This window comes from Jannaschia sp. GRR-S6-38, from assembly GCF_029853695.1.
Taxonomy (GTDB): domain Bacteria; phylum Pseudomonadota; class Alphaproteobacteria; order Rhodobacterales; family Rhodobacteraceae; genus Jannaschia; species Jannaschia ovalis.
In genome coordinates this window covers 2,894,848-2,917,894 of the sequence record NZ_CP122537.1, presented here as the reverse complement: position 1 = coordinate 2,917,894, position 23,047 = coordinate 2,894,848, and the positions used below count along the sequence as shown (strand labels likewise).

The 23,047-nt window shown below is 68.9% G+C and carries 26 protein-coding genes and 1 pseudogene; 10 read left to right on the top strand and 17 right to left on the bottom strand.

What is annotated here, in order from left to right; all coding sequences use genetic code 11:
• Position 1: 1 nt before the first annotated feature.
• The gene (gene ispG / locus P8627_RS15065; protein WP_279965075.1) at positions 2–1,135 is read left to right on the top strand and encodes a flavodoxin-dependent (E)-4-hydroxy-3-methylbut-2-enyl-diphosphate synthase; all 1,134 of its coding nucleotides are present in this window, start codon (positions 2–4) and stop codon (positions 1,133–1,135) included.
• Positions 1,136–1,431: 296 nt separating this feature from the next.
• On the opposite strand, the gene P8627_RS15060 is transcribed toward ispG, so the two are convergent.
• The 14 genes and pseudogenes from P8627_RS15060 to P8627_RS14995 form a co-directional block, all read right to left on the bottom strand.
• Positions 1,432–2,724, bottom strand: a complete 1,293-nt coding sequence (locus P8627_RS15060; RefSeq protein ID WP_407932950.1) for a branched-chain amino acid ABC transporter permease — start codon at positions 2,722–2,724, stop codon at positions 1,432–1,434.
• Complete coding sequence (locus tag P8627_RS15055; protein WP_279967486.1) at positions 2,721–3,731, bottom strand: branched-chain amino acid ABC transporter permease; 1,011 nt, start codon at positions 3,729–3,731, stop codon at positions 2,721–2,723. Before P8627_RS15055 ends, P8627_RS15060 begins: the two co-directional genes overlap by 4 nt.
• A 9-nt stretch (positions 3,732–3,740) precedes the next feature.
• Positions 3,741–4,562, bottom strand: a pseudogene (locus P8627_RS15050) (ABC transporter ATP-binding protein); the annotation flags it as partial.
• Positions 4,559–5,350 carry an ABC transporter ATP-binding protein gene (locus P8627_RS15045; protein ID WP_279965074.1) on the bottom strand — a complete coding sequence of 264 codons (792 nt, stop codon included), beginning with the start codon at positions 5,348–5,350 and terminating at the stop codon, positions 4,559–4,561. The gene P8627_RS15045 and the pseudogene P8627_RS15050, both read right to left, overlap by 4 nt.
• Positions 5,351–5,419: 69 nt before the next feature.
• On the bottom strand, positions 5,420–6,610 hold the full coding sequence (locus P8627_RS15040) for an ABC transporter substrate-binding protein (RefSeq protein ID WP_279965073.1): 1,191 nt from the start codon (positions 6,608–6,610) through the stop codon (positions 5,420–5,422).
• 106 nt (positions 6,611–6,716) lie between these two features.
• Positions 6,717–7,544, bottom strand: a complete 828-nt coding sequence (locus P8627_RS15035; protein WP_279965072.1) for an ATP-binding protein — start codon at positions 7,542–7,544, stop codon at positions 6,717–6,719.
• Complete coding sequence (gene tatC / locus P8627_RS15030) at positions 7,541–8,404, bottom strand: twin-arginine translocase subunit TatC (RefSeq protein WP_279965071.1); 864 nt, start codon at positions 8,402–8,404, stop codon at positions 7,541–7,543. The genes P8627_RS15035 and tatC overlap by 4 nt, the downstream gene beginning before the upstream one ends.
• Positions 8,401–8,988 (bottom strand): Sec-independent protein translocase protein TatB, encoded by a 588-nt coding sequence (tatB, locus tag P8627_RS15025; protein ID WP_279965070.1) that lies wholly within the window; start codon positions 8,986–8,988, stop codon positions 8,401–8,403. Before tatB ends, tatC begins: the two co-directional genes overlap by 4 nt.
• Before the next feature lie 26 nt (positions 8,989–9,014).
• Positions 9,015–9,251 (bottom strand): twin-arginine translocase TatA/TatE family subunit, encoded by a 237-nt coding sequence (locus P8627_RS15020; protein WP_279965069.1) that lies wholly within the window; start codon positions 9,249–9,251, stop codon positions 9,015–9,017.
• Positions 9,252–9,309: 58 nt separating this feature from the next.
• Entirely contained in the window at positions 9,310–10,812 is a 1,503-nt protein-coding gene (locus tag P8627_RS15015; protein ID WP_279965068.1) for a flavin-containing monooxygenase, read from the bottom strand.
• Positions 10,809–11,978, bottom strand: coding sequence for a peptidoglycan DD-metalloendopeptidase family protein (locus tag P8627_RS15010; RefSeq protein WP_279965067.1), 1,170 nt, complete (start codon positions 11,976–11,978; stop codon positions 10,809–10,811). The genes P8627_RS15015 and P8627_RS15010 overlap by 4 nt, the downstream gene beginning before the upstream one ends.
• Before the next feature lie 38 nt (positions 11,979–12,016).
• Positions 12,017–12,655 carry a protein-L-isoaspartate(D-aspartate) O-methyltransferase gene (locus tag P8627_RS15005; RefSeq protein WP_279965066.1) on the bottom strand — a complete coding sequence of 213 codons (639 nt, stop codon included), beginning with the start codon at positions 12,653–12,655 and terminating at the stop codon, positions 12,017–12,019.
• A gap of 3 nt (positions 12,656–12,658) precedes the next feature.
• Positions 12,659–13,453, bottom strand: a complete 795-nt coding sequence (gene surE / locus P8627_RS15000; RefSeq protein WP_279965065.1) for a 5'/3'-nucleotidase SurE — start codon at positions 13,451–13,453, stop codon at positions 12,659–12,661.
• Between the two features lie 42 nt (positions 13,454–13,495).
• Positions 13,496–14,281 (bottom strand): enoyl-CoA hydratase, encoded by a 786-nt coding sequence (locus tag P8627_RS14995; protein ID WP_279965064.1) that lies wholly within the window; start codon positions 14,279–14,281, stop codon positions 13,496–13,498.
• A gap of 54 nt (positions 14,282–14,335) precedes the next feature.
• Here P8627_RS14995 and P8627_RS14990 point away from each other — a divergent pair, with 54 nt between their 5' ends.
• A complete protein-coding gene (locus P8627_RS14990; protein ID WP_279965063.1) occupies positions 14,336–14,767 on the top strand; it encodes a PaaI family thioesterase in 432 nt (143 codons plus the stop codon).
• Between the two features lie 18 nt (positions 14,768–14,785).
• Here P8627_RS14990 and P8627_RS14985 read toward each other — a convergent pair whose 3' ends face one another.
• Positions 14,786–15,097 (bottom strand): hypothetical protein, encoded by a 312-nt coding sequence (locus P8627_RS14985; protein WP_279965062.1) that lies wholly within the window; start codon positions 15,095–15,097, stop codon positions 14,786–14,788.
• A gap of 116 nt (positions 15,098–15,213) precedes the next feature.
• Positions 15,214–15,432, bottom strand: coding sequence for a DUF1127 domain-containing protein (locus P8627_RS14980; protein ID WP_279965061.1), 219 nt, complete (start codon positions 15,430–15,432; stop codon positions 15,214–15,216).
• 113 nt (positions 15,433–15,545) lie between these two features.
• Here P8627_RS14980 and P8627_RS14975 point away from each other — a divergent pair, with 113 nt between their 5' ends.
• From P8627_RS14975 to P8627_RS14940, 8 genes are all read left to right on the top strand, one after another.
• Positions 15,546–16,934, top strand: a complete 1,389-nt coding sequence (locus P8627_RS14975; RefSeq protein WP_279965060.1) for an aminotransferase-like domain-containing protein — start codon at positions 15,546–15,548, stop codon at positions 16,932–16,934.
• Between the two features lie 149 nt (positions 16,935–17,083).
• Positions 17,084–17,545 carry a 50S ribosomal protein L13 gene (gene rplM / locus P8627_RS14970; RefSeq protein ID WP_279965059.1) on the top strand — a complete coding sequence of 154 codons (462 nt, stop codon included), beginning with the start codon at positions 17,084–17,086 and terminating at the stop codon, positions 17,543–17,545.
• Between the two features lie 2 nt (positions 17,546–17,547).
• The gene (gene rpsI / locus P8627_RS14965) at positions 17,548–18,048 is read left to right on the top strand and encodes a 30S ribosomal protein S9 (RefSeq protein WP_279965058.1); all 501 of its coding nucleotides are present in this window, start codon (positions 17,548–17,550) and stop codon (positions 18,046–18,048) included.
• 214 nt (positions 18,049–18,262) lie between these two features.
• Positions 18,263–18,574: a hypothetical protein gene (locus tag P8627_RS14960; protein WP_279965057.1), complete on the top strand. Its 312-nt coding sequence runs from the start codon at positions 18,263–18,265 to the stop codon at positions 18,572–18,574.
• 69 nt (positions 18,575–18,643) lie between these two features.
• On the top strand, positions 18,644–19,501 hold the full coding sequence (locus P8627_RS14955; RefSeq protein WP_279965056.1) for an ABC transporter permease: 858 nt from the start codon (positions 18,644–18,646) through the stop codon (positions 19,499–19,501).
• Positions 19,501–20,298 carry an ABC transporter permease gene (locus P8627_RS14950; protein ID WP_279965055.1) on the top strand — a complete coding sequence of 266 codons (798 nt, stop codon included), beginning with the start codon at positions 19,501–19,503 and terminating at the stop codon, positions 20,296–20,298. The genes P8627_RS14955 and P8627_RS14950 overlap by 1 nt, the downstream gene beginning before the upstream one ends.
• The gene (locus tag P8627_RS14945; RefSeq protein ID WP_279965054.1) at positions 20,295–21,368 is read left to right on the top strand and encodes an ABC transporter ATP-binding protein; all 1,074 of its coding nucleotides are present in this window, start codon (positions 20,295–20,297) and stop codon (positions 21,366–21,368) included. The genes P8627_RS14950 and P8627_RS14945 overlap by 4 nt, the downstream gene beginning before the upstream one ends.
• A 13-nt stretch (positions 21,369–21,381) precedes the next feature.
• Entirely contained in the window at positions 21,382–21,843 is a 462-nt protein-coding gene (locus P8627_RS14940) for an SH3 domain-containing protein (protein WP_279965053.1), read from the top strand.
• 7 nt (positions 21,844–21,850) lie between these two features.
• On the opposite strand, the gene rnd is transcribed toward P8627_RS14940, so the two are convergent.
• Positions 21,851–23,008, bottom strand: a complete 1,158-nt coding sequence (gene rnd, locus P8627_RS14935) for a ribonuclease D (protein WP_279967485.1) — start codon at positions 23,006–23,008, stop codon at positions 21,851–21,853.
• Positions 23,009–23,047 lie beyond the last annotated feature (39 nt).

Here is a 23,047-nt window from a genome sequence, read left to right as displayed (position 1 = left end):
CATGTCGCTCCACGCGATCCGCCCCTGGCGTCAGATCGACCGCCGCCCCAGCCGCAAGATCATGGTGGGCAACGTGCCCGTGGGCGGCGACGCCCCGATCAGCGTGCAGACCATGACCAACACCCTGACAACCGACGTGGCGGGCACCGTGGCGCAGGTGCAGGCCGCCGCGGAGGCCGGCGCCGACATCGTCCGCGTGTCGGTGCCCGACGAGGCCTCGTCGAAGGCCCTGAAGGAGATCGTGGCCGAGAGCCCGGTCCCGATCGTCGCCGATATCCACTTCCACTATCGCCGCGGGATCGAGGCCGCCGAGGCCGGCGCCGCCTGCCTGCGGATCAACCCCGGCAATATCGGCAAGCCCGATCGCGTGCGCGAGGTCATCGCCGCCGCCCGCGATCACGGCTGCTCCATGCGCATCGGCGTCAACGCGGGCTCGCTGGAGAAGCACCTGCTCGACAAATACGGCGAGCCCTGCCCCGACGCGATGATCGAGAGCGGCCTCGACCACATCCGCATCCTCGAGGACAACGATTTCCACGAGTACAAGATCAGCTGCAAGGCGTCCGACGTCTTCATGGCCGCCGCCGCCTATCAGGGCCTGGCCGAGCAGACCGACGCGCCGATCCATCTCGGGATCACGGAAGCCGGCGGCCTGATGTCGGGCACGATCAAATCGGCGATCGGCCTGGGCAACCTTCTTTGGATGGGCATCGGCGACACGATCCGCGTCAGCCTCTCGGCCGATCCCGTCGAGGAGGTCCGCGTCGGCTACGAGATCCTCAAATCGCTGGGCCTGCGCCACCGCGGCGTGAACATCATCTCCTGCCCGTCCTGTGCGCGGCAGGGCTTCGACGTGATCAAGACCGTCGAGGCGCTGGAGGAGCGGTTGGCCCATATCAAGACGCCCATGAGCCTGTCGATCATCGGCTGCGTCGTAAACGGCCCCGGCGAGGCGCTGATGACCGATGTCGGCTTCACCGGCGGCGGCAACGGGGCCGGCATGGTGTATCTGGCCGGCCAGCAGAGCCACAAGCTCGGCAATGACGGCATGATCGAACACATCGTCGAGCAGGTCGAGAAGAAGGCCGCCGAGATCGAGTCGCGCGACGCGGCGGAGCAGACCGCGGCCGAATGACGGATGCCGAGGCCGGGGGACGCTTCGCTCCCCCGGACACCCTCGAGGATATTTGCAGGCCAAAGAGGGCCCGTCATCCTTCCTTAACCATCGGCGATCGAACTGGATGCACGGTACAGCCGGGGACGGCGATGACCGTGGCCGAAGACGCGCCCCGGTGCCATGCTCGTCGGGGCGTGCGCATCTTCGGTCCCGAAATATCCCCGCTGGAGGCGCGGCACCTCGGCCCCGCCGAACCGAGCGCAGGCGCCGGACGTCGCGGCCGCAGGCGGGGGTCCGGGGGGCGCCCCACGGCCCTACCGTTCCGGAAGCAGCCCCCGGGGCGAGAAGCGCAGGACCAGCAGCAGGATCACCCCCATGGTCAGCAGCCGCATATGCGCCACCGACTCGATCAGGTGACCTTTCAGCCAGCTCCCATCGGCCATCCCCGCGGTGATCGCGCTCATGGCCAGCGCGCCCAGCGGCTCGACCTGGACCCAGAGCCACCAGACGAGGAAGCCGCCCAGGACGGCGCCGAAATTGTTGCCGGACCCGCCGACGATCACCATCACCCAGATCAGGAAGGTGTAGCGCAGCGGCTGGTACGTCCCCGGCGTGAGCTGCCCGTCGAGCGTCGTCATCATCGCGCCCGCCAGCCCGCAGACGGCGCTGCCGAGGATGAAGACCTGCAGATGCCGCGCGGTGACGTCCTTGCCCATCGCCTCGGCGGCGACCTCATTGTCGCGGATCGCGCGCATCATCCGGCCCCAGGGCGAGGCCAGCGCGGCCTGCGCCAGCCACAGAAGTCCGAGCAGGATCACGAGGAAGAGCCCGGCATAGGCGAGCTTCACGAAGATGGTCGAGCCCGTGACCGGGTCGAAGCCCCAGGCGATCATCCGGTCGACGAAGGCGGGATCGTTCTGCAGGTCGATCTCGTAGGGGACGGGACGCGGCACGCCGATGACGTTCTTCACGCCCCGTGCCAGCCAATCCTCGTTCTTCAGGATCGCGATGATGATCTCGGCGATGCCCAGCGTCGCGATGGCCAGGTAGTCGGAGCGCAGGCCCAGCGCCGTCTTGCCGATCAGCCAGGCCGCGCCCGCCGCCAGCAAGCCGCCGACCGGCCAGCCCAGCAGGACCGGCAGGCCCAACCCGCCGATATTGCCGGTGCTGGCCGCCTCGATGGCCTCGATGGCCGCCACGCCCGGATCGAGCAGCGCGCGGTAGAGGAAAAAGCCCACCACGAGGATCGCCACGACCGACAGCCCCCGCGCCGTCTTGAGCCGCCGCCAGGCGAAGATGGCCGCCGCGATGGTGAGCGCCCCGAGGATCAACGCGCCCACGACGCGCAGGCCGCCGGCGGCAATATGCTCCGGGTTGGGCGGCATCGAGACCAGAACGGCCCCGAGGCCGCCCAGCGCCACGAACCCCATGACCCCCACATTGAAGAGGCCCGCATAGCCCCACTGCATGTTCACGCCGAGCGCCATGATCGCGCTGACGAGCCCCATGTTGAGGATCGTCAGCGACACGTTCCAGGATTGCACGATCCCGGTGCCGACGAAGAGCAGCACCACGAAGGCGAAGAGAAGCGTCGCGCGCATGGTCATACCGATTTCCCCGCGAAGAGGCCCGTCGGCCGGAAGAGAAGGACGATCAGCAGGATCACGAAGCTGACCGCGAACTTGTAGTCGGTGGACAGAAGCTGGACGAGCCCGTCGGGCTCCAGCGTCTCGGGCAGGGCGTAGCCCAGCACCTTCTTGAGCGGATAGGTGATCGTCACCTCGGCGAAGGCGATCACGAAGCCGCCCGCGATGGCGCCCAGCGGCGAGCCCAGCCCGCCCACGATCGCCGCCGCGAAGATCGGCAGCAGAAGCTGGAAATAGGTGAAGGGCTTGAACGACTTGTCGAGCCCGTAGAGCGTGCCCGCGATGGTGGCGAGGCCCGCCACGATCAGCCAGGTGATGACCACGACCCGCTCGGGGTTGATGCCCGACAGGAGCGCCAGATCCTCGTTGTCGGAATAGGCGCGCATCGACTTTCCCGTCCGCGTCTTGTTCAGGAACCAGAACAGCAGTGCCACCACGATCACCGCGACGACCACCGTGATCGCCTGCGTCGACCGGATGGCCAGACCCTCGTCCAGCCCCGTCATCTCGCGGAAGTCGCGGGCCGAGATCAGGAAGCGGGCGCCGTCGGCGAAGCGCTGGTCATCGGGTCCGATCACGAATCGCGTCAGGCCGTTATAGATGAACATCACGCCCAGGGAGGCGATCACGAAGGTGACCGGCACCGCCTTCTTCGCCCGGTAGAAGCGATAGACCACGCGGTCGGTGAACAGCAGCAGCGCCGCCGCCACCGCGATCCCGACCGGCAGGGCCAGCAGGGCCGTGGGCAGCGGCCCGAAGCTGACGCCCGCCGCCTGCAGGCCCCAGGTCGTCAGGATCACGGCCGTCGTGCCGAAGGCCATCGTGTCGCCATGCGCGAAGTTGGAAAAGCGCAGGATGCCGTAGATCAGCGTCACCCCCAGCGCCCCCAGCGCAAGCTGCGCGCCGTAGGCCGTCGCGGGCACCAGGACGAAATTCGCGAAGGTCACCAGCGCGTTGAGCGGTTCCATGGTCTCAGCCCCCAGGAAGCTGCGGCGGACCTGCTCGTCCGCGAGGAGTTCCTTGCCCGTGCCGGTATGCGCGTTGCGCCCCTGCACCAGCACGTAGCCGCGATCGGCGATCTCCAGCGCCTGGCGGGCGTTCTGCTCGACCATCAGGATCGGGATGCCGGTTCGGCTGACCTCGATGATGCGATCGAAAAGCTCGTCCATCACGATGGGCGAGACACCCGCCGTCGGCTCGTCCAGCATCAGGACCTTCGGCTTGGTCATCAGCGCGCGGCCCACGGCGACCTGTTGGCGCTGGCCGCCCGACAGCTCGCCCGCGGGCTGGCGGCGCTTTTCCTTCAGGATCGGGAACAGTTCGTAGACCTGGGCCATCGTCTCGCTGAAATCGTCGCGGCGGATGAAGGCGCCCATCTCGAGATTTTCCTCGACCGTCATCGAGGTGAAGATGTTCGAGGTCTGGGGCACGAAGCCCATGCCGCGGCCGACGCGGTCCTGCGGGCTGAGCTCCGAGATATCCTCGCCATCCAGCCGCACCGCGCCCTTCCGCAGGTTCAGCATGCCGAAGACGGCCTTCATGGCCGTCGACTTGCCCGCGCCATTGGGGCCCACGATCACCGCGATCTCGCCCGGGTCCACAGCGATGGTGCAGTCGTGAAGAATATCCGCGCCACTGCCGTAGCCGCCGGTCATGCCGTCGCCCACCAGGAAGGCCTGGGTGATGTCGGGCCGGGCATCGGCGCCCGCGGCCACCCCCTGCCCCATCGTCCCCGTGCCGGCCTTGGTGATCGAGCGGTCCTTGTTGCCGCGATCCTCCTGCCAGGTGTTCTTGCTCATGCCCCGGTCTCCGCCAGCTGGTCCTTGTTCTTCAGCCCGGTGCCCAGATAGGCCTCGATCACCTGCTCATTGGCCTTGATCTCGTCCAGGCTGCCCTCGGCCAGCACGTGCCCCTCGGCCATGCAGATGACCGGGTCGCAGATGCGGCCGATGAAATCCATGTCGTGCTCGATGACGACGAAGGTGTAGCCGCGCTCCTTGTTGAGGCGCAGGATCGCGTCGCCGATGGTGTTGAGAAGCGTGCGGTTCACGCCGGCGCCCACCTCGTCGAGGAAGACGATCTTGGCGTCCACCATCATCGTGCGGCCCAGCTCCAGCAGCTTCTTCTGACCGCCCGACAGGTTGCCCGCCTTCTCGTCGGCCAGATGCGCAATCGTCAGGAAATCCAGCACCTCGTCGGCCCTCGCGGCCAGGCGGCGCTCCTCCTCGGCGATGGCGCGGCGCTTGAACCAGGTGTTCCAGAGCTGCTCGCCCGCCTGCTCGCCCGGGACCATCATCAGGTTCTCGCGCACCGTCATCGAGCTGAATTCATGTGCGATCTGGAAGGTCCGCAGAAGACCCATGTGGAACAGGTCGTGGGGCGGGAGGCCGGTGATGTCCCGGCCGGCCATGGTCACCCGGCCGGAGGTCGGCTTCAGAACGCCGGCGATCACGTTGAACAGCGTCGTCTTGCCCGCGCCGTTGGGACCGATCAGCCCGGTGATCGAGCCTTCCTTGATCTTCAGCGTGGCCCCGTCGACGGCCCGGAAACCGCCGAAATGGCGATGGAGGTCATGAACCTCGATCATTCCCCGTCCCCCTTACTGGAACGGCCCCGGCAATGTGCCGGGGCCGTCCGATTGCCGTTCGGCCGCCGCTCAGCGGTAGCCGGTCACCACCAGCTCGCCGCCTTCGATGGCGATCTCGCGATAGTTGCCGGCCGACTCGCCGGGGCCGATCAGCTCGACCGCCGAGGCGCCGACATAATCGACATCGCCGCCATCCGCGATGATCTGCAGGCCGCGGGCCAAATCGCCGGGCAGAATCTCCTCGCCGGGGGCGTTGGCCACGTGCATCACGTGCTCCTTGTAGGCCGCCGGATCGGTCGATCCCGCCGCCTGCATGGCCAGCATGATCAGGGCCGCGGCGTCATAGGCCTCGGCCGAGAAGGGCGAGGTGCCGTCATAGCCGGCCTCGGACGCCATGTCCTGGTAGCGCTGGGCGCCGGGGCTGTCGGTGCCCGGATTGGCGCCGTAGGAGCCGTCGATCTCGGAGCCGAAATTGTCGATCAGCGCCTGGCTGACCATGCCGTCGGGGAAGTAGAACGTGTCGAAGGCGCCCGAATCCAGCGCCGCGCGCACGATGCCCGAGCCGCCCTGGTCCACGTAGCCCGCAACGACCAGCACTTCGCCGCCCGCCGCCGACAGCGCGCCGACTTCGGCCGAGTAGTCGGCCTTGCCGTCCTCATGCGCCGCCGAGATGGTCACGGTGCCGCCGGCATCGGTGAATTCCTTCTCGATCGCGTCGGCCAGACCCTTGCCGTAGTCGTTGTTGGTGTAGGTCAGCGCGATTTCCTGGACGCCCTTCTCCTGAAGGATGTTGGTCACGATGACGCCCTGGCGGGCATCCGACGGCGAGGTGCGGAAGAACAGGCCGTCATCCTCGGCCGTGGTCAGGCCCGGGCTGGTGGCCGAGGGCGAGACCATCACGACGCCGTTGGGCAGCGCGACATTCTGCAGAATCGAGCCCGTGACGCCCGAGCAATCGGCGCCCACGATGCCCGCGACGCCGTCCGAGGTCACCAGACGCTCGGCGGCGGAGGTCGCGGCCGCGGCGTCGACGCAGGTCGAGTCGCCCCGGACCGGCTCGATCGCCGTGCCGTCGAGCAGCGTGCCCGCCTCGGTCACCTCGGTCATGGCCATCTCGGCGCCTTGCGCCATGCCCGGCGCCAGCGATTCAAGCGGGCCGGTGAAGCCCAGGATCACGCCCAGCTTGACCGGCGAATGCGCATCGGCGAAGGCCGCGGTCGTGACGAGGGTCGCGGCCGAGGCCAGCAGAAACTTCTTCATGGTTATCTCCCTGTTGGCGGCCCCTTCGCGGAGCCTTTCCGACGCGAACCCTATGCCGCGCGATTTGCGTTGAAAAGGCCGATCCGGACCCGCCCGGTGGAAACAATCACACCCGGACGCCGCGGCGCCCCGCAAGGTCGGTGAAGAACTGCCAGGCCACCCGGCCCGACCGCGACCCGCGCGTCGCCTGCCACTCCACCGCCTCGGCGCGCAGCTCCGCGTCGGAGATGGGGATCCCGTATGCGTCGCAATAGCCGCGGATCATCGCGAGATAGGCGTCCTGATCGCAGGGGTGGAACCCGAGCCACAGCCCGAAGCGATCCGAGAGCGAGACCTTCTCCTCGACCGCCTCGGCCGGGCTGATCGCGCTGGAGCGTTCGTTCTCGATCATGTCGCGCGGCATCAGGTGGCGACGGTTCGAGGTCGCGTAGAACACCACGTTGTCCGGCCGACCGGCCACGCCGCCATCGAGCACCGCCTTGAGCGATTTGTAGGCCGCGTCGTCATGGCTGAAGCTCAGGTCGTCGCAGTAGAGCACGAAGCGGTGCGACGTCCGGGCCAGCATGGCCAGAAGCCGGCCGACGGTGTGGATATCCTCGCGCTGAAGCTCGACCAGCTTCAGCCCGGTCGCCTCAAGTTCACCATGCACGGCCTTGACGAGGCTCGACTTTCCCATTCCCCGCGCGCCCCAGAGAAGCGCGTTGTTGGCCGGCAGGCCGTCGGCGAACCGGCGCGTGTTGTCCAGAAGCGTGTCGCGCGCGCGATCGATGCCCACCAGCAGGTGCAGCGGCACGCGATTGACCCGCGCCACCGGCTCCAGCCGGTCGGGCTCGGTGTCCCAGACGAAGGCGGAGGCGGACCAGTCCGGCGGGGGCGCGGGGGCCGGCGCGAGGCGGTCCAGCGCGGCGGCGATGCGCGAGAGCTCGTCGCTCAAAGCGTCTCGTCCTCGTCCAGCACCCCCTCGGCGCGCAGGCGCTTCTCGCGGCGTCGTTCCACGACGCGCACGAGCTGGATCGACACTTCGTAAAGACCGTAGACCACCACGAAGAGGATCACCTGGGTGATCACGTCGGGCGGCGTGACCAGCGCGGCCAGCACAAGGATGCCCACGACGGCGTATTTGCGGACGTTGCCCAGCCCCTCGGCGGAGACGAGGCCGGCCATGCCCATCAGCGTCAGCAAAACCGGAAGCTGGAAGCACAGGCCGAAGGCGAAGATGAATTTCAGCGACAGGTCCAGCGACTCGCGCACCGAGCCGAGGAAGACCGTGCGCAGTTCCTGGTTCTCGACGACGCCCACCGGCTCCTGCCCCGACAGGATGTTCACGAGCGCCGGGATCGCGTCCGAGAAGCCGATGAAGAAGTTCATCGCCAGCGGCGTGACCACGTAATGCGCAAAGGCCGCGCCCAGAAGGAACAGGGCGGGCGAGGCGACGATGAAGGGCAGGAAGGCGTTCTTCTCGGAGCGGTAGAGCCCGGGCGCCACGAAGCGCCAGAGCTGATGCGCGATCACCGGGAAGCTGAGACCGATGCCGAAGATCACCGAGATCCGGATCAGGACGAAGAACTTCTCCTGCGGGGCGGTGAAGATCAACTGCGGGCTCTCGCCCCGCGCGCGCAGCACCTCGGCGATGGGCTGGGCGAGGAAGTTCAGGATCGGCTCGGCCACGGTGAAGCAGGCGATCATCGCGATCAGGAAAGCGATGACGGAGCGGATCAGGCGCGTGCGCAGCTCCGCGAGATGTTCGATCAGGGGGGCGGAGCTGTCCTCGATCTCGTCGTTTTCGGCGCTCATGCCTCGGCGTCTTTCTTGGGCGCGGCCTTCTTCGCCGGCGCCTTCTTCTTGGCGGCGGGCTTGGCGGCGGCCTTCTTCGCGGCGGGCTTCCGGGCCGCCGTCTTGCGCGGCGGCGCGGGCTTGGCGGCGGCGGGCTCCGGCGCTTCGGGATCGGGTCGCAGCCCCGGCTCCTCGCTCAGCTCGGCGGCCTCGACGGCCTCGCGGGCGCGACGTTCCTCGGCCATGCGGGCGGCGTTCTCGGCGATCTTCTTCTTGGCCTCGGCGCGCTTCTCGGCAAGGTCGCGCGTGGCCGGGCCGGTCGTCTCGTCGGGCTCCCAGGGCTTCAGGCCCTTGGTGGCCTCGCGCACCTTGTCCATCCCGAACTTCTTGGGATTGGCTATCTTCTTCAGGTCGCCCGCGATATCGCCCACGCCGCTCTCGTCGGCCGCGTCGTTCATCGCGGTCTGGAAGTCGCGCGCCATCCGGCGCGCCTTGCCGGTGAACTCGCCGAGCGTGCGGAACATGCGCGGCAGATCCTTCGGACCCACCACGATCAGCGCGACGACTCCGATGACGAGCAGTTCGCTCCAGCCGATATCAAGCATGTTGGCGCGTCCCGGCCCGAGCTGCCTCAGACCTTCTTCTGGTCGGTCTCGGCTTCCGGGGTCACGTCGCGCGCGGCGGTGCCGTCGGCCAGCGTCTTATCCTCGTCCTCGTCGTCCTTGGAGCCGTCGCTGACGCCCTTCTTGAAGGCAGTGATGCCCTTGCCGACCTCGCCCATCAGAGACGAGATCTTGCCGCGGCCGAACAGCACCAGCACGACGACGGCGATGAGTAGAAGGCCGGGAAGGCCGATATTGTTGAGCATGGTAAGTCTCCCGCGTGGGGCCGCGTCTGGAGCGACCCGTCTTGTCCCAAGCCTCTACTTACGCGCGGCGCGGGGGAGTTGAAAGAACCCTCGCGGGATTTTGCGCGGCCTCGGCCCCCGGCGCGCGCCCGAAGCGCATGTGATCGGTCACCGGTCCGCCCGCGATCAGCCGCCGATCGGCGACGTAGTTCTGCAGCATCCGCCAGGGCGCGCGATCGGTCTGCTGCGGGATGATGTCGCGGGCGCGCTCCAGGTAGCCCGAAGACAGCTCGAAGGTCGTGAGGGCCCGGGCGCTTTCGGGCGGGGCCTCCGGCACGGCCCAGTCCCAGCCCTCCGCCTCCATGTGGTCGAGAAGGCGCCGCGTGTAGCGCGCAATCAGCTCGCATTTCAGCGTCCAGGAGGCGTTGATGTAGCCCAGCGCGACCGAGAGGTTGGGCAGCCCGGAATACATCACCCCCTTATAGGCGAAATGGTCGTGCATGTTGACCGGCACGCCATCCATCGAGATCGCCGCGCCGCCCGCGACCTGCACCTTCAACCCGGTCGCCGCCACGACGATATCGGCCGGCAGATGGCCGCCGGAGGCCAGGCACAGCCCGGCGGCGTCGAACCGGTCGATCCCGTCCGTCACGATCGAAGCATCCCCGGCCTTCAGCGCCGCGAAGAAATCGCCGTCGGGCACGAGGCAGAGCCGCTGTTCCCAGGGGGCGTAGCGCGGCGTTAGCGCGGCCTCGTCCGCGCCTGGGCCTATGGCCTTCATCGCACCCTTCCGGATCAGGCCCGCGACCTTATTCGGGGCCTTCTGCGCCAGTTGGTAGAAGGCCATCGTCAGCAGGATGTTCTTCCAACGCGTCACCGCGTGGCCCCATCGGTCGCCCAGCAAGCGCCGCAGCGCGTTGGCGACGGCGTCCGACGCGGGCATCGCCATGATATGGGTGGGCGAGCGCTGCAGCATCGTGACATGGGCGGCGCGCTTGGCCAGCTCCGGCACCAGCGTCACGGCGGTCGCGCCCGAGCCGATCACGACGACGCGCTTGCCGGTCCAGTCCAGATCCTCGGGCCAGGCCTGCGGATGGATGATCGGCCCGGCGAACTCGGCCTCGCCCGGCCAGTCCGGCCGGTGCCCGCCCGCGTAGTCGTAGTAGCCGGTACAGATCGAGAGCCAGCGCGCGGCGATGGTCCGGGTGCCCCCGGGCGTGTCGACGGTCACGATCCAGCGGGCGCGGGCGCTGTTCCAATCGGCCGCGACCATCCGGTGCCGGTAGCGGATCAGGCGGTCGATCCCGGTCTCGCGGGCGGTTTCGTGGATGTAGGACAGGATCGCGGGCCCGTCGGCGATGGCCTTCTCGCTGGTCCACGGGCGAAAGCCGTAGCCCAACGTCGCCATGTCCGAGTCGGAGCGCACGCCCGGATAGCGGAACAGGTCCCACGTTCCGCCCATCGACTCCCGCGCCTCGAGGATCGCGACCGAACGGTCGGGCCGCCCCTGCCGCAGGTGGTAGGCGGCACAGATCCCGGAGAGCCCCGCCCCGACGACGAGGGCGTCGAGCTCCTCGGTCACCGGAGCAGCGGCGCCGGGTCCACCGCGTCGAAGCCGCGCCGGACCTCGAAATGCAGGAAGGACGGATCGCCACCGCCGACCGAGGCGATGCGCTGACCCGCGCTGACGCTGTCGCCCTTCTCGACGGTGATGTCCTTGATGTTGGCGTAGACCGTCAGCAGACCCTCGGCATGGCGCAGCACCAGGATCGGCACCTGGTCGGTGTCGCGGGTGATCGCGGCGACCGTGCCCGCGGCGGCGGCGGCGACGGCGCTGCCCTCGGCGGCACGGAAGTCGATCCCCTCGTTGCGCGCCGAGAACCCGCGCAGCACCTCACCCGAGACGGGACGGCGCAGCCGGCTGGGCGCAGCCTCGGCGGGCGCGGTTGCGGTGACGGGCTCGGCGGCCGGCGGCGGCGCGCTGGCCGCGGTGCGGAACTGGTCGAGATTGGGGCTTTCGGGCAGGACCTCGGCCTCGACCGTCTCGGGCAGGGCCGACGCGGCCGAGGGCGGCACGGGCGTCGGGCTGCCCTGCCCCGGCTGCGCGACCTGCGCGGCGCCATCCACGCCGACGACCAGCGGGATCAGCAGGTACTGCCCCTCGCGGACGGTCAGGTCGCTGTCGAGACCGTTCCATTCCGCCAGCGAGGCCGGCGATACGCCGTAGAGCCGCGCGATGGAAAAGGCCGTCTCGCCGCGGGCGACGCGGTGGCGCACCGGCTCCTGGCCGCCCTGCACGGCGACCGGGGCGCGGCCCGGACGGCCATCGGCGCGGTCGATCGCGGCACCGGCGATCTGCGTGATGTCGGGCCGCCCGGCCCCGCTGCCGGGCGTCACCCGGCGCGGCAGCGCGAGGACCGCGTCGCGGTTCAGCGGGTCGGTTGGGCTCAGCCCGTTGAAGCTGGCCAGCTCGCCCGCCGGAAAGCCGATCCGCTGGGCGACGCTCACCACCGTGTCGCCGCTGCGCGCGACGGCCACCTGGTAATTCGGATAGGTGATCAGCCCGTTCGCGTCGGGCCGGGGCCGCTCGGCGGGAAGTTGCCGGATCGCGGGCGAGGTGTTGAGCGTGTCGTCCCCGCCGCGAAGATCGAAGTCGAGATTGCCGGATTGGAATTCCGAGCAACCGGCGACCAGCGCCGCACCCATAAGCAGACCCGCCCAGCGGGTTCGCATGCCTGTCACGGACATTTCCGTCCCTCCGTCTGCCCCAAAGGCGGACACGCCCTTCAGTCGTGTTCCACCCCTTCCACCAAAGGCACGAAGCGCACCAGCGGTAAAAGTTCGTCATACTCGAAGCCGTCCGGCCCGCGCGTCACCTTGATCAGCGTCTGCACGGCGTCCGACACCCCAACGGGCAACACCATGCTACCGCCAACCCGCAACTGTGCCAACAGGGGGCCGGGCGGATCCTCGGCGGCCGCGGTAACGATGATGCGGTCGAAGGGCGCCTGCTCGGGCAGGCCGCGGCTACCGTCGCCTGTGATCTGCGTGACGTTGGGCAGGCCCATCGCCTCGTGGATGGCGCGCGCCTTGGCCGCAAGCGCGCGATGCCGCTCGACCGTGTAGACCCGGCGCGCCAGCTTCGACAGGATCGCGGCCTGGTAGCCCGTGCCGGTCCCCACCTCGAGCACCTTATCGCGCGGCTGCACATCCAGCGCCTGCGTCATGCGCCCGACGATCGACGGCTGGCTGACGGTCTGGCCCGACGCGATCGGCAGCGGCACGTCCTCGTAGGCGCGCTCCGCGAAGGTCTCGGACACGAAGGCCGCCCGGTCGACCGATTCCATCGCTTCCAACACGCGCTTGTCCGACACCCCCCGAGTCCGGAGCGTCACGAGAAAGCGCATGGTCTGTTCTGGCGTCATGGCTCAGCCGGCATAGTCCGGGAAGGCGTCGCGCAACTGGCCGAGCGCGTCGCGGCAAGTCAGGTCGCAGCGCATCGGCGTGACCGAGATCCAGCCTTCCACATTCGCGCGGACATCGGTGCCGGGCGCGGTCTTTTCGCCCTGGGCCGAGCCCGAGATCCACAGGTACTTGCGCCCCGAAGGTGCGGTTTGCGGCGTGACGCCCATCCGCCCGTCGCCGCGATAGCCCTGCGCCACGGCGGCGACGCCGCGGACGTTGCGCGCCGCCACGGGCGGGAAATTGACGTTGTAGAAGAGCTTGTAGCTCTCGCCGCCCCAGGGCGCGGCCGCGACCAGCCGGCGGACCGTGTCGGCGCCGTGGTCGCGCGCGGCCTCGAACGGATCGTCCAGCTCGACGTTATGCGGCCCGTAGAACTGCGACAGCGCGATGCCGGGCACACCCTGCAGCGCGGCCTCCATCGCGGCGCCGATCGTGCCGGAGTAGATGGTGTTCTCGCCTGCGTTATTGCCCCGGTTCACACCCGAGAGCACGAGGTCGACCTCGCCCTCGACCAGCTCGCCCAGGCCCGCCAGGACGCAATCGGCCGGGCTGCCCTCCAGCGCAAAGCGCCGGGGCCCGATCTTCGAGATCATCGAGGGCTTCACGTAATTGATGCAATGCGCCACCCCCGACTGCTCGAAGGCGGGGGCGACGGTCCAAACCTCGCCGTCCTCGCCCGCGACTTCCTCGGCAATGGCCTGCAGGGTCATCAGGCCCGGCGCACCGATCCCGTCGTCATTGGTGATGAGTATCCGCATATCCGCTCCCGGGGTGATCTGCCCCCGCTTAAGGAAGGCGGCTCACTGCGTCCAGCGCGGCGGGCGCTTTTCCAGGAAGGCGGCCATGCCTTCGTCGGTATCGGGCTCCGCCAGGTTCGCGACCATGGCGTCGCGGGTCAGCGCATAGGCCTCGTCGAGCGGCCGCTCCAGCTGCGCATAGAAGGCGCCCTTGCCGATGCGGACGGCGGCGGCCAGCTTGGCGGCCACGGTCTCGGCCAGCTCGCGCGTCTCGGCCGCCAGCCGGTCCGCGGGGACGGCGCGGTTGACCAGTCCCGCCTCCACCGCCTCGGCGGCGCTCAGGAAGCCGCCGGTCGTCAGCATCTCCATCGCGCGCTTCCGCGGCACGTTGCGCGACAGCGCGACCATCGGGGTGGAGCAGAACAGCCCGATATTGACGCCGTTCACGCCGAACCGCGCATCATCGGCCGCGATGGCCATGTCGCAGGTGGCCACGAGCTGGCAGCCCGCGGCGGTGGCCAGCGCGTGCACCTCGGCGATCACCGGCTGCGGCAGGTCGCGAATGCGGGTCATGACGCCCGTGCAGCGGTCGAACAGGTCGGCGAAACTCGCTGCGCCGCCATCCGGCGCCTGCCGCATCGCCTGCATCTCGCGCAGGTTGTGCCCGGCACAGAAGGCGCGCCCCTTCGCGCGCAGGATCACCGCGCGGGCATCGCTCGCGGCAATGTCGTCCAGCGCCGCGGCAAGCGCGGCGAGCATCGCGTCCGAGAGCGAGTTCAGCGTGTCCGGATCGGCCAGCGTCAGCGTGGCGATCCCGGCTTCGTCGTGACGTTCCAGAATGTCGGGCATGGACGCATCTCCCCTGCTGCCGCAAGAAAGGTGCGCGGAATCGGGGGGATTGCAATGTCGAAGATCGAGACGCCACGGATGGACGCCGCCGCGCTGGAGGCGTTCCTGACCGAGCATTTCCCGCAGGTTCACGCCGATTTCACGGTCGAGCGCGTCGACCCGGTCGGCATCCGGGTGCGCCTGAAGGTGGCCGATCGCCACCTTCGGCCGGGCGGGACGATCTCGGGGCCGTCGATGTTCGCGCTGGCGGATGTGGCGATCTATCTCGCGATTTTGTCGCGCATCGGGCCGGTGGCGCTGGCGGTGACGACGAATTGCTCGATCGACTTCATGCGCAAACCCGAGGCGGGGGTGGACCTTATCTGCGACGCGCGGCTTCTGAAGCTGGGGCGCGTTCTGGCGGTGGGCGATTGCATCCTGCATTCCGAGGGGTCGGAGGCGGCGGTCGCGCGCGCCTCGCTCACCTATTCGATCCCGCCGCGCTGACGCCTCGGACCGGGCACCTCAGACCGGTCGACAGCGCAGGGCCGCGATCTGCGCGGCCGCGACGTCCTGGAACAGGATCAGGCCGTCATCGGTCGCGCCGGTCGAATTGGCCAGCGCTCCGCCGTCTTCGCCGATGGCGAGGCAGAAGGTCGGGTCGCGCTCGCCCATCGTCGCGGCATCGACGGTGCAGGCGACGGCGCCCTCGGCCGTCTCGGTGCATTGGACGATGGCGACCGCATCGACGGCCGCGGGATCATCCGCGACATGCCCCGCGGCCGGTGCGAGGGTGGGCAGGACGACGAGGGCGAGGGTCAGGGGCAAGCGTGTCATGGCGGGTTCTCCGGTGTTGCGAAGGTCCAACCCGCGTCCCGCCTGCCGGGTTCACCGCAAAAAAAAGTGGCCGGGCGCCTCGCGGCGGCCCGGCCCAGGGGGAAGAGTTCGGAAGATCAGGCGCGCCAGAAGGGCTTCCGCGCCTCGATCTGCGCCGCGCGCCGCGTGACGCCCAGATCGCTCAGCCGCGCGTCGTCGAGACCCGCCAGCACCGCGCGGGCGCGGGCCCGCTCGTCCCAGCGCAGCAGGACGGCGAAGCCTGCGCCGAGGAGCGCGCGGGGGCCGGTCAGGGGGCGGAGGGAAATCTGGCTATGGTCGAATGCGGGGGCTGCCATGGGACGATCCTTTCGAGGGCGAGACCTTCTGTCTTGTTTCGGTACAATCACCGGACTACGGTAACGATCCATAGATACAATCGGCCCAAGGCGCGTTCCAGAGATACATTGTCATGGATACAAGATCGGACCATCCCCTCTTCGCGATCCGCTTCGAGGACGATCCGCGCGCCAAATACGTGGTGCTGGAGGCGGCGATCCGGGCGGCGATCGCGCGGGGTGAGTTGGCGCCCGGCGATCGGCTACCGCCGGTGCGCGACCTGGCCTGGCGCATCGGCGTGACGCCGGGCACCGTCGCACGGGTCTACCGCGCCATGACACAGGGCGGCGTGCTCGACGCGGCGGTGGGCCGGGGCACCTTCGTCGCCGCCCCCGACCGCCCCGTCCGCGGCCTGGCCGAGATCGAGGTCGCGGGCACGGTCAACATGCGCACCTCCCAGGTCATGGATGTGGGCCAGGCTGCGCTGATCGCCGAGGTCATGGCCGATCTGGGCCCGAATCCCGATGGCTATGGCACCTACCCCGTACGGGACAGCGACCGGGGCCTGCGCGAGGCCCTGTCGCGCTGGCTCGACGACACGAATTGCCAGCCGATCGCCGCGGATGACATGGTGCTGACGCTGGGGGCGCAGCACGGGATGGTGGTGCTGTTCCAGGCCCTGCTGACCGGCCCTCGCCCGGTCGTGCTGACCGAGGCGCTGTGCTATCCGGGCTTCCGCCACGCCGCCGCGCTGGTCCATGCCGATCTGCGCGGCCTGCCCTATGACGCCGAGGGGGTACTGCCCGATGCGCTGGAGCGGGCGGCGGTGCAGACCGGGGCGCAGATATTCGCCACCTCGGCGGAGGCGCACAATCCTACGACCATCCGCACCAGCCCCGCCCGCCGCGCCGAAATCGTATCCCTCTGCGAGAGGTACAATATCCAGATCCTCGACGATGACTGCTTCGCCTGCGTGCCGGTCGCGCCGACCTATCGCGACCTCGCGCCGGACCGGACCTGGATGACGACATCGCTGTCCAAGACGATCAGCCCGGCGCTGCGCATGGGCATGATCGGCCCCGCGCGCGGACAGGCCGACCGCGTGGTCACCGCCTCGCAGCAGCAGTTCTTCGGCCTGCCCCGCCCGCAATGCGACCTGGTGCAGGCGCTGATCGAAACCGGCACCGCAAAGCGCATCCTCACCGACGTCATGCGGCTGCAGGCCGACCGCGTGGCGCGCACCCGCGCGGCGCTGGCCGGCTACGACCTGAGCGCGCGCGACGACCTGCCCTTCGCCTGGCTGCGCCTGCCCCGCGGCTGGCGCGCGTCGAGCTTCCTGCGCGCGGCCGAGGCCGAGAACGTGATGCTGAAGGCTGCCGACGAATTCGCCCTCGTCGACGGGCAGGCCCCGAACGCGGTGCGCATCGCGCTGAACGGCACGCTGAGCGACGCGCGATTCGACGCCGCGCTGTCCACGCTGGCCCGCCTGCTCGCCAACCCGCCGCAGGAACTGGATACCTGATCTGGGGTAAAATTACACCCCAAATGCAAACCACTGATTTACAATCGAAACCTGCGGCTGCGTGCCATTGACCCCGCCGCGGCAGCCTATATAAGCCGCTCGATCCGGGGCGCCTGCCCCACCGTCATTCACATTCGATAGGGCAAGGCATGAAAACCTTCACCATGACCCCCGACCAGATCGAAAAGAAGTGGATCCTGATCGACGCCGAAGGCATCGTTCTGGGCCGCCTCGCCTCGATCATCGCCACGCGCCTGCGCGGCAAGCACAAGCCCACCTTCACGCCGTCCATGGACATGGGCGACAACGTGATCGTCATCAACGCCGACAAGGTGCAGATCACCGGCCAGAAGCGCTTCAAGCCGAACTACTGGCACACCGGCCATCCCGGCGGCATCAAGTCGCGCACCACGCAGCAGATCCTCGAGGGCAAGCACCCCGAGCGCGTCGTGATGCAGGCCGTTAAGCGCATGCTGCCCGGCAACAAGCTGTCGCGCCAGCTGATGACCAACCTTCGCGTCTACGCCGCCGCCGACCATCCGCACGAGGCGCAGTCGCCCGAGGTGCTGGACGTCCGCGCGATGAACCCCAAGAACACCCGGAGCGCTTGATCATGGCCGAGCAACTGAACTCCCTCGAAGACCTCAAGGGCGCCGTCGACACCTCCGCCGCCGAAGGCGAGGTCCTCGTCGACACCGCCATCCCGCGCGAACCCGTCCGCGACGAGCTGGGCCGCTCCTACGCGACCGGCAAGCGCAAGGACGCGGTCGCCCGCGTCTGGATCAAGCCGGGCTCCGGCAAGGTCACGGTCAACGGCAAGGATATCAACGATTACTTCGCCCGCCCCGTGCTGCAGATGATCCTGAAGCAGCCCTTCGAGATCACCGACCGCGAAGGCCAGTTCGACGTCATGGCCACCGTCAAGGGCGGCGGCCTGTCGGGACAGGCGGGCGCCGTGAAGCACGGTGTGTCCAAGGCGCTGCAGCTCTACGAGCCCGAGCTTCGCGGCGCGCTGAAGGCCGCCGGCTTCCTGACCCGCGACAGCCGCGTGGTTGAGCGCAAGAAGTATGGCCGCGCCAAGGCCCGCAAGAGCTTCCAGTTCTCCAAGCGCTGATCGCTGGAGGCTTGGTTTCGGAAAGGCCCGCGCACCCCGCGCGGGCCTTTCTCGTTTCGGGCAGTCGCTATCCGGGCCCGGGGCCGCGAAGACATCCCCCGTGCGCGCCGGGCGGCGGGATCCGGACATGCCCGAAACGGGCGCCATCCGCCGAGATCGCGCCGCGGGCGACGCCGTGCTTGCCCCGGCGCCCGGTTTCCGCTGCCCTCCCCCCATGCGCGGAACCCTCTTCACACGCCTCGTCCTCTTCCTCGTCGCCTGCTGCGGCTGGGGCGTCCTGTTTTTCGGCGGCTGGATCGCTTGGCGCGGGCTCTTCCGCTTCGCCGCCGACCCGGTGCTGATGGGCACCGGCGGCGGGCTGGCGGTCGGCGGGTTGCTGGTCGTGGCGCTCAGCCTGGCGGCGCTGATCCAGCTGCGCACGGCCGCCACGGTGCAGGCCATCCTCGAACGGCTGGAGCGGATGGATGCGCCGCGGCGACCCGCGCGCGCCCTCGGCCCCACCCTTTCGGCCCGACGCGACCCGTGACGCGCGGGCGGCGCTTGCAAGCCCCGCGGCTTTGGTCTTTCGTGGCCCGAACTTCGCCGGGGGCGCCCTTTGGATCAGGACACGAAACGCGGGCTGACGCTGATCGCGCCGCCCTTCCTCTACGCGATCGCGCTTCTGGCCGGGCCGCTGGCCGCGATCCTGCTCTTCAGCTTCTGGACGCAGGACTACCTGACCATCGACCGCACGCTGACGCTGAGCAATTACCGCGAGGCGCTGGTCGATCCGATCTATCGCACGATCATGTTCCGCTCGCTCTGGATCAGCGGCGCGGTGACGCTGATCACAGTGATCCTGGCCTTTCCGGTCGCCTATTTCGTCAGCTTCCACGTCCGGCCCGACGCCAAATCGCTCTGGCTGTTCCTGATCACCATCCCGTTCTGGACCAGCTACCTTCTGCGGATCTTCCTGTGGAAGGTGATCCTCGGTTATAACGGCGTGCTCAATTCCTCGCTGACCGGCCTCGGGCTGATCGACGAGCCGCTGACCTTCATCCTCTACAACGCCAATGCCGTGATCATCACGCTCAGCCACGCCTTCGCACCCTTCGCGATCCTGCCGATCTTCGTCGCGCTGGAAAAGATCGACCGCTCCCTGCTCGAGGCCTCGCGCGATCTGGGCGAGACGGCGATCACCACCTTCTTCCGCGTGACCCTGCCGCTGGCCGCGCCCGGCGTGGTCGCGGCGCTGCTGATCGTCTTCATCCCGACCGTGGGCGACTACGTCACGCCCGCGCAGGTGGGCGGGCCGGGCGGGCTGATGATCGCCAACATGATCCAGACGCAGTTCCTGGGCCTCAACAACGCGCCGATGGGCGCCACGCTGGCGGTGATCGCGATGGCGCTGGTGACCCTGATCGCGCTGGCTACGGTCTGGCTGGCGCGGCGGCTGGCCGGGGGCCGCGCCTGATGCTGCGGGCCTATGTCTACGGCTTCCTCGCGTTCCTCTACGCGCCGATCCTGCTCCTGCCGCTCTTCGCCTTCAACGACGGCACGGTCATCGCCTTCCCGCTGGACGGCTTCACGCTGCGCTGGTTCGCCGAGCTTCGCACCAATGCCGAGCTGCACAACGCGCTCTTCAACTCGCTCTGGGTGGCGGCCGTCGCCGCGGCTCTCGCGGTGCTGCTGGGGCTGGCGGCGGCGCGGGCGAATGTGCGCTACCGCTTCCCCGGCAAGACACCGGCGCTGGGGCTGATCATGCTCCCGCTCGTCCTGCCCGAGATCATCGTGGCGACGTCGCTCCTGGTGGTCGCGGTCCGCTTCTTCGGCTGGGACCTGTCGCTCTGGACGGTCGTGGCGGCGCATGTGCTGATCTGCACGCCCTTCGCCATCGCGATCCTGAACGCCAGCTTCCAGGCGCTCGACCCGGCGCTGGAGGAGGCGGCCGTGGACCTCGGATGCTCGCGCTTCGAGACCTTCCGCCTGATCACCCTGCCGCTGGTGATGCCCGGCATCGTCGCGGCCCTGCTGATCAGCTTCACCATTTCGCTCGACGAGTTCATCATCGCCTTCTTCCTGACCGGGTCCGAGCCCACCCTGCCCGTCTACATCTGGTCGCTGCTGCGCTTTCCGCGGCAAATCCCGGTGGTGATGGCGCTGGGCACGATCCTGGTCATCATCTCGATCCTGATCCTGACGCTGGCCGAGTGGAACCGCCGCCGCGGTCTCGCCCGGGCGGGCGTCAAGGACAGCGGAGGGTTCCTGTGACAGATCCCCTGATCCGCCTGCGCGGCATCCAGAAGCACTATGGCGACTACCACGCGCTGCGCGGCATCGATCTCGATATCGGGCGCGGGGAGTTCTTCTCGCTGCTGGGGCCGTCGGGCTGCGGCAAGACCACGCTGCTGCGGGTCATTGCCGGCTTCGAGGACGTGACCGAGGGCACGGTGGCCATCGGCGGCAGCGACATGACGCGCCTTTCGCCCAACAAGCGCCCGACCAACATGGTGTTTCAGTCCTACGCCATCTTCCCGCATCTGAGCGTGGCGCAGAACGTGGCCTTCGGGTTGCGGAAGCGGTCCGATCTGAACAACGAGGCGCGCGAGACGCTGGTCGAGGATGCGCTCGACATGGTCGGGCTCGACGGCTATGGCGCGCGCGCGGCGCATGCGCTGTCGGGCGGACAGCGGCAGCGCGTGGCGCTGGCCCGCGCGCTGATCCTCCGGCCCAAGGTCCTCCTGCTGGACGAGCCGCTCAGCGCCCTCGACAAGAAGATGCGCGAGCAGATGCAGGTCGAGCTGATCCGCCTGCAGCGCCATGTCGGCATCACCTTCATCCTCGTCACCCATGACCAGGAAGAGGCGCTGGTCATGTCGGACCGCATCGCCGTCATGTTCGAGGGCGAGATCGCGCAGCTGGCCGAGGCGGAAGCGCTCTATCGCCGGCCCATCGACCGCCGCGTGGCCGAGTTCATCGGCGTGATGAACTTCCTGCCCGCCCGGGCCAATGGCGACACGGTCGAGGTCGCGGGGCTGGGCCGGATGGCGCTGTCGGAGCTGCAATCGCAGGCCACGACGCATGGCGACCCGGTCGCGGGTTTCCGCCCCGAGACGGCGACGCTGCTCTTCGACGGGCAGTCGCATGACGGCCGCGTGGCCGAGGGCGCCATTGCCGAGGTCGTCTATTACGGCGACATGACCTATTACGACGTGACGCTGGACGGGGCGGATCGCCCGGTGCGCATCTCGATGCGCAACGTGTTCGGCCGTCCCGTGCTGGAGATCGGCGCGCGGGCCCGCGTCGCCTGGTCCCCCGGCGCGGTCACCCTCTTCCGCTAGACGAAAGGTCCCCATGCGCCGTATCGCCCTCGCTCTCGTACTGACGCTCCTGCCGGCCCTGGCCGCGGCGCAGACGCTCTACGTGAAGCCCAGCGACGCGGGCTATCTGAACCTGCGCGCCGGGCCGGGCACGATGCACGCGGTCCTCCTCCGCATGCCCGTGGGCCAGCGCGTCGCCGTGTTGGAGGAGCTCGGCCGATGGGCCCGCGTGCGCCTTCCTTCGGGCGAGGAAGGCTGGGCCTCGGTCGAATTGCTGGAACAGGGGGACCGGCCCGCGGGCGACGTGATGTTCGTCGACGTGACCGGGGTTGGGTTCCTGAACCTGCGCGCGGGTCCCGGCACCCGTTTCGACATCATCCGCCGCATGCAGCCCGGCGACAGCGTGGCCACGCTGGAGACGCGCGGCGACTGGCTGCGCGTGCGCCATGCCTCGGGCGACACGGGCTGGGCGCATGGCGATTACCTGACGCGCTAGGCGCGGCCTAGAGCTCGACGATCTTCACGTCGTGGCCCTGGCAGGCCAGCGCGATCTCCCCCTCGCAGAGCCGCAGCGCGTCGCGGCCGAACACCTCGCCCCGCCAGCCGCTGCGCCAGTCGCCCTCGCGCGTGCCCGACGCGATGTCGTCGAGATCGGAGGCCGTCGCGATCAGTTTCTGGGCGACGCCCGCCCGCTCGGCCTTGGCCTTCAGCAACACTCGTAACAGGTCGGCCAGCGCGCCATTGATCTGGTCGCGCGCCTTCTGGCGCGGCGGCTCGGGCAGGCGTTCTTTCGGAACCTCCAGCCCCTGCGCGACCGCGTGCAGGATCCCCTCGGCGATCGACCCCTTCCGCGCCTCCCGCAGAAGCAGCCGGGCCTTGCCCAGCTCGCCGATATCCCGGGGCTTCATCGCGGTCAGCTCCAGCAGGGCATCGTCCTTGAAGACGCGCGTGCGCGGGATGTTGTGGGCCTGCGCGTATTCCTCGCGGAAGGCGGCCAGTTCGCGCGCGATCGCCAGGTAGCGCGGGCTGGGATTTCGGGTCTTCAGCCGCTTGTAGGCCTCGCGCGGCTCGGTCCGGTAGGTCGCCGGATCGCGCAGCACGTCCATCTCCTCCTCGACCCAGGCGGTGCGGTCGGTCCGCTCCAGCTCGGTGGCGAGATGTTCGTAGATCACGCGCAGATGCGTCACGTCGGCCAGCGCATATTTCTTCTGCGCGTCCGAAAGCGGCCGGCGCGACCAGTCGGTGAAGCGCGAGGACTTGTCGACCTGGCCCTTGGCGACCTTCCGGACCAGCGTCTCGTAGCCCACCTGCTCGCCGAAGCCGCAGACCATCGCGGCCACCTGCGTGTCGAAAAGCGGCGCGGGGATCGTGTCGCCCTCGATGGCGAAGATCTCGAGATCCTGGCGGGCGGCGTGGAAGACCTTCACCACGCCCGGGTCGCGGAAGAGATCGTAGAGCGGCCCGAGATCGAGCCCTTCGGCCAGCGGATCGACCAGCACGGCATCCGTCTCGCCATCGCCGGGAAAGGCCAGCTGGACGAGGCAGAGCTTCGAATAATAGGTCCGTTCGCGCAGGAATTCGGTATCGACGGTCACGTAGGGCGCACGGGCAGCGATTTCGCAGAAGGCAGCCAGCGCGGCGGTATCGGTCAGCGTCGTGATCTGGGAGTCGGGAATGGTGTCCACCCTTTTCGGCTTTGG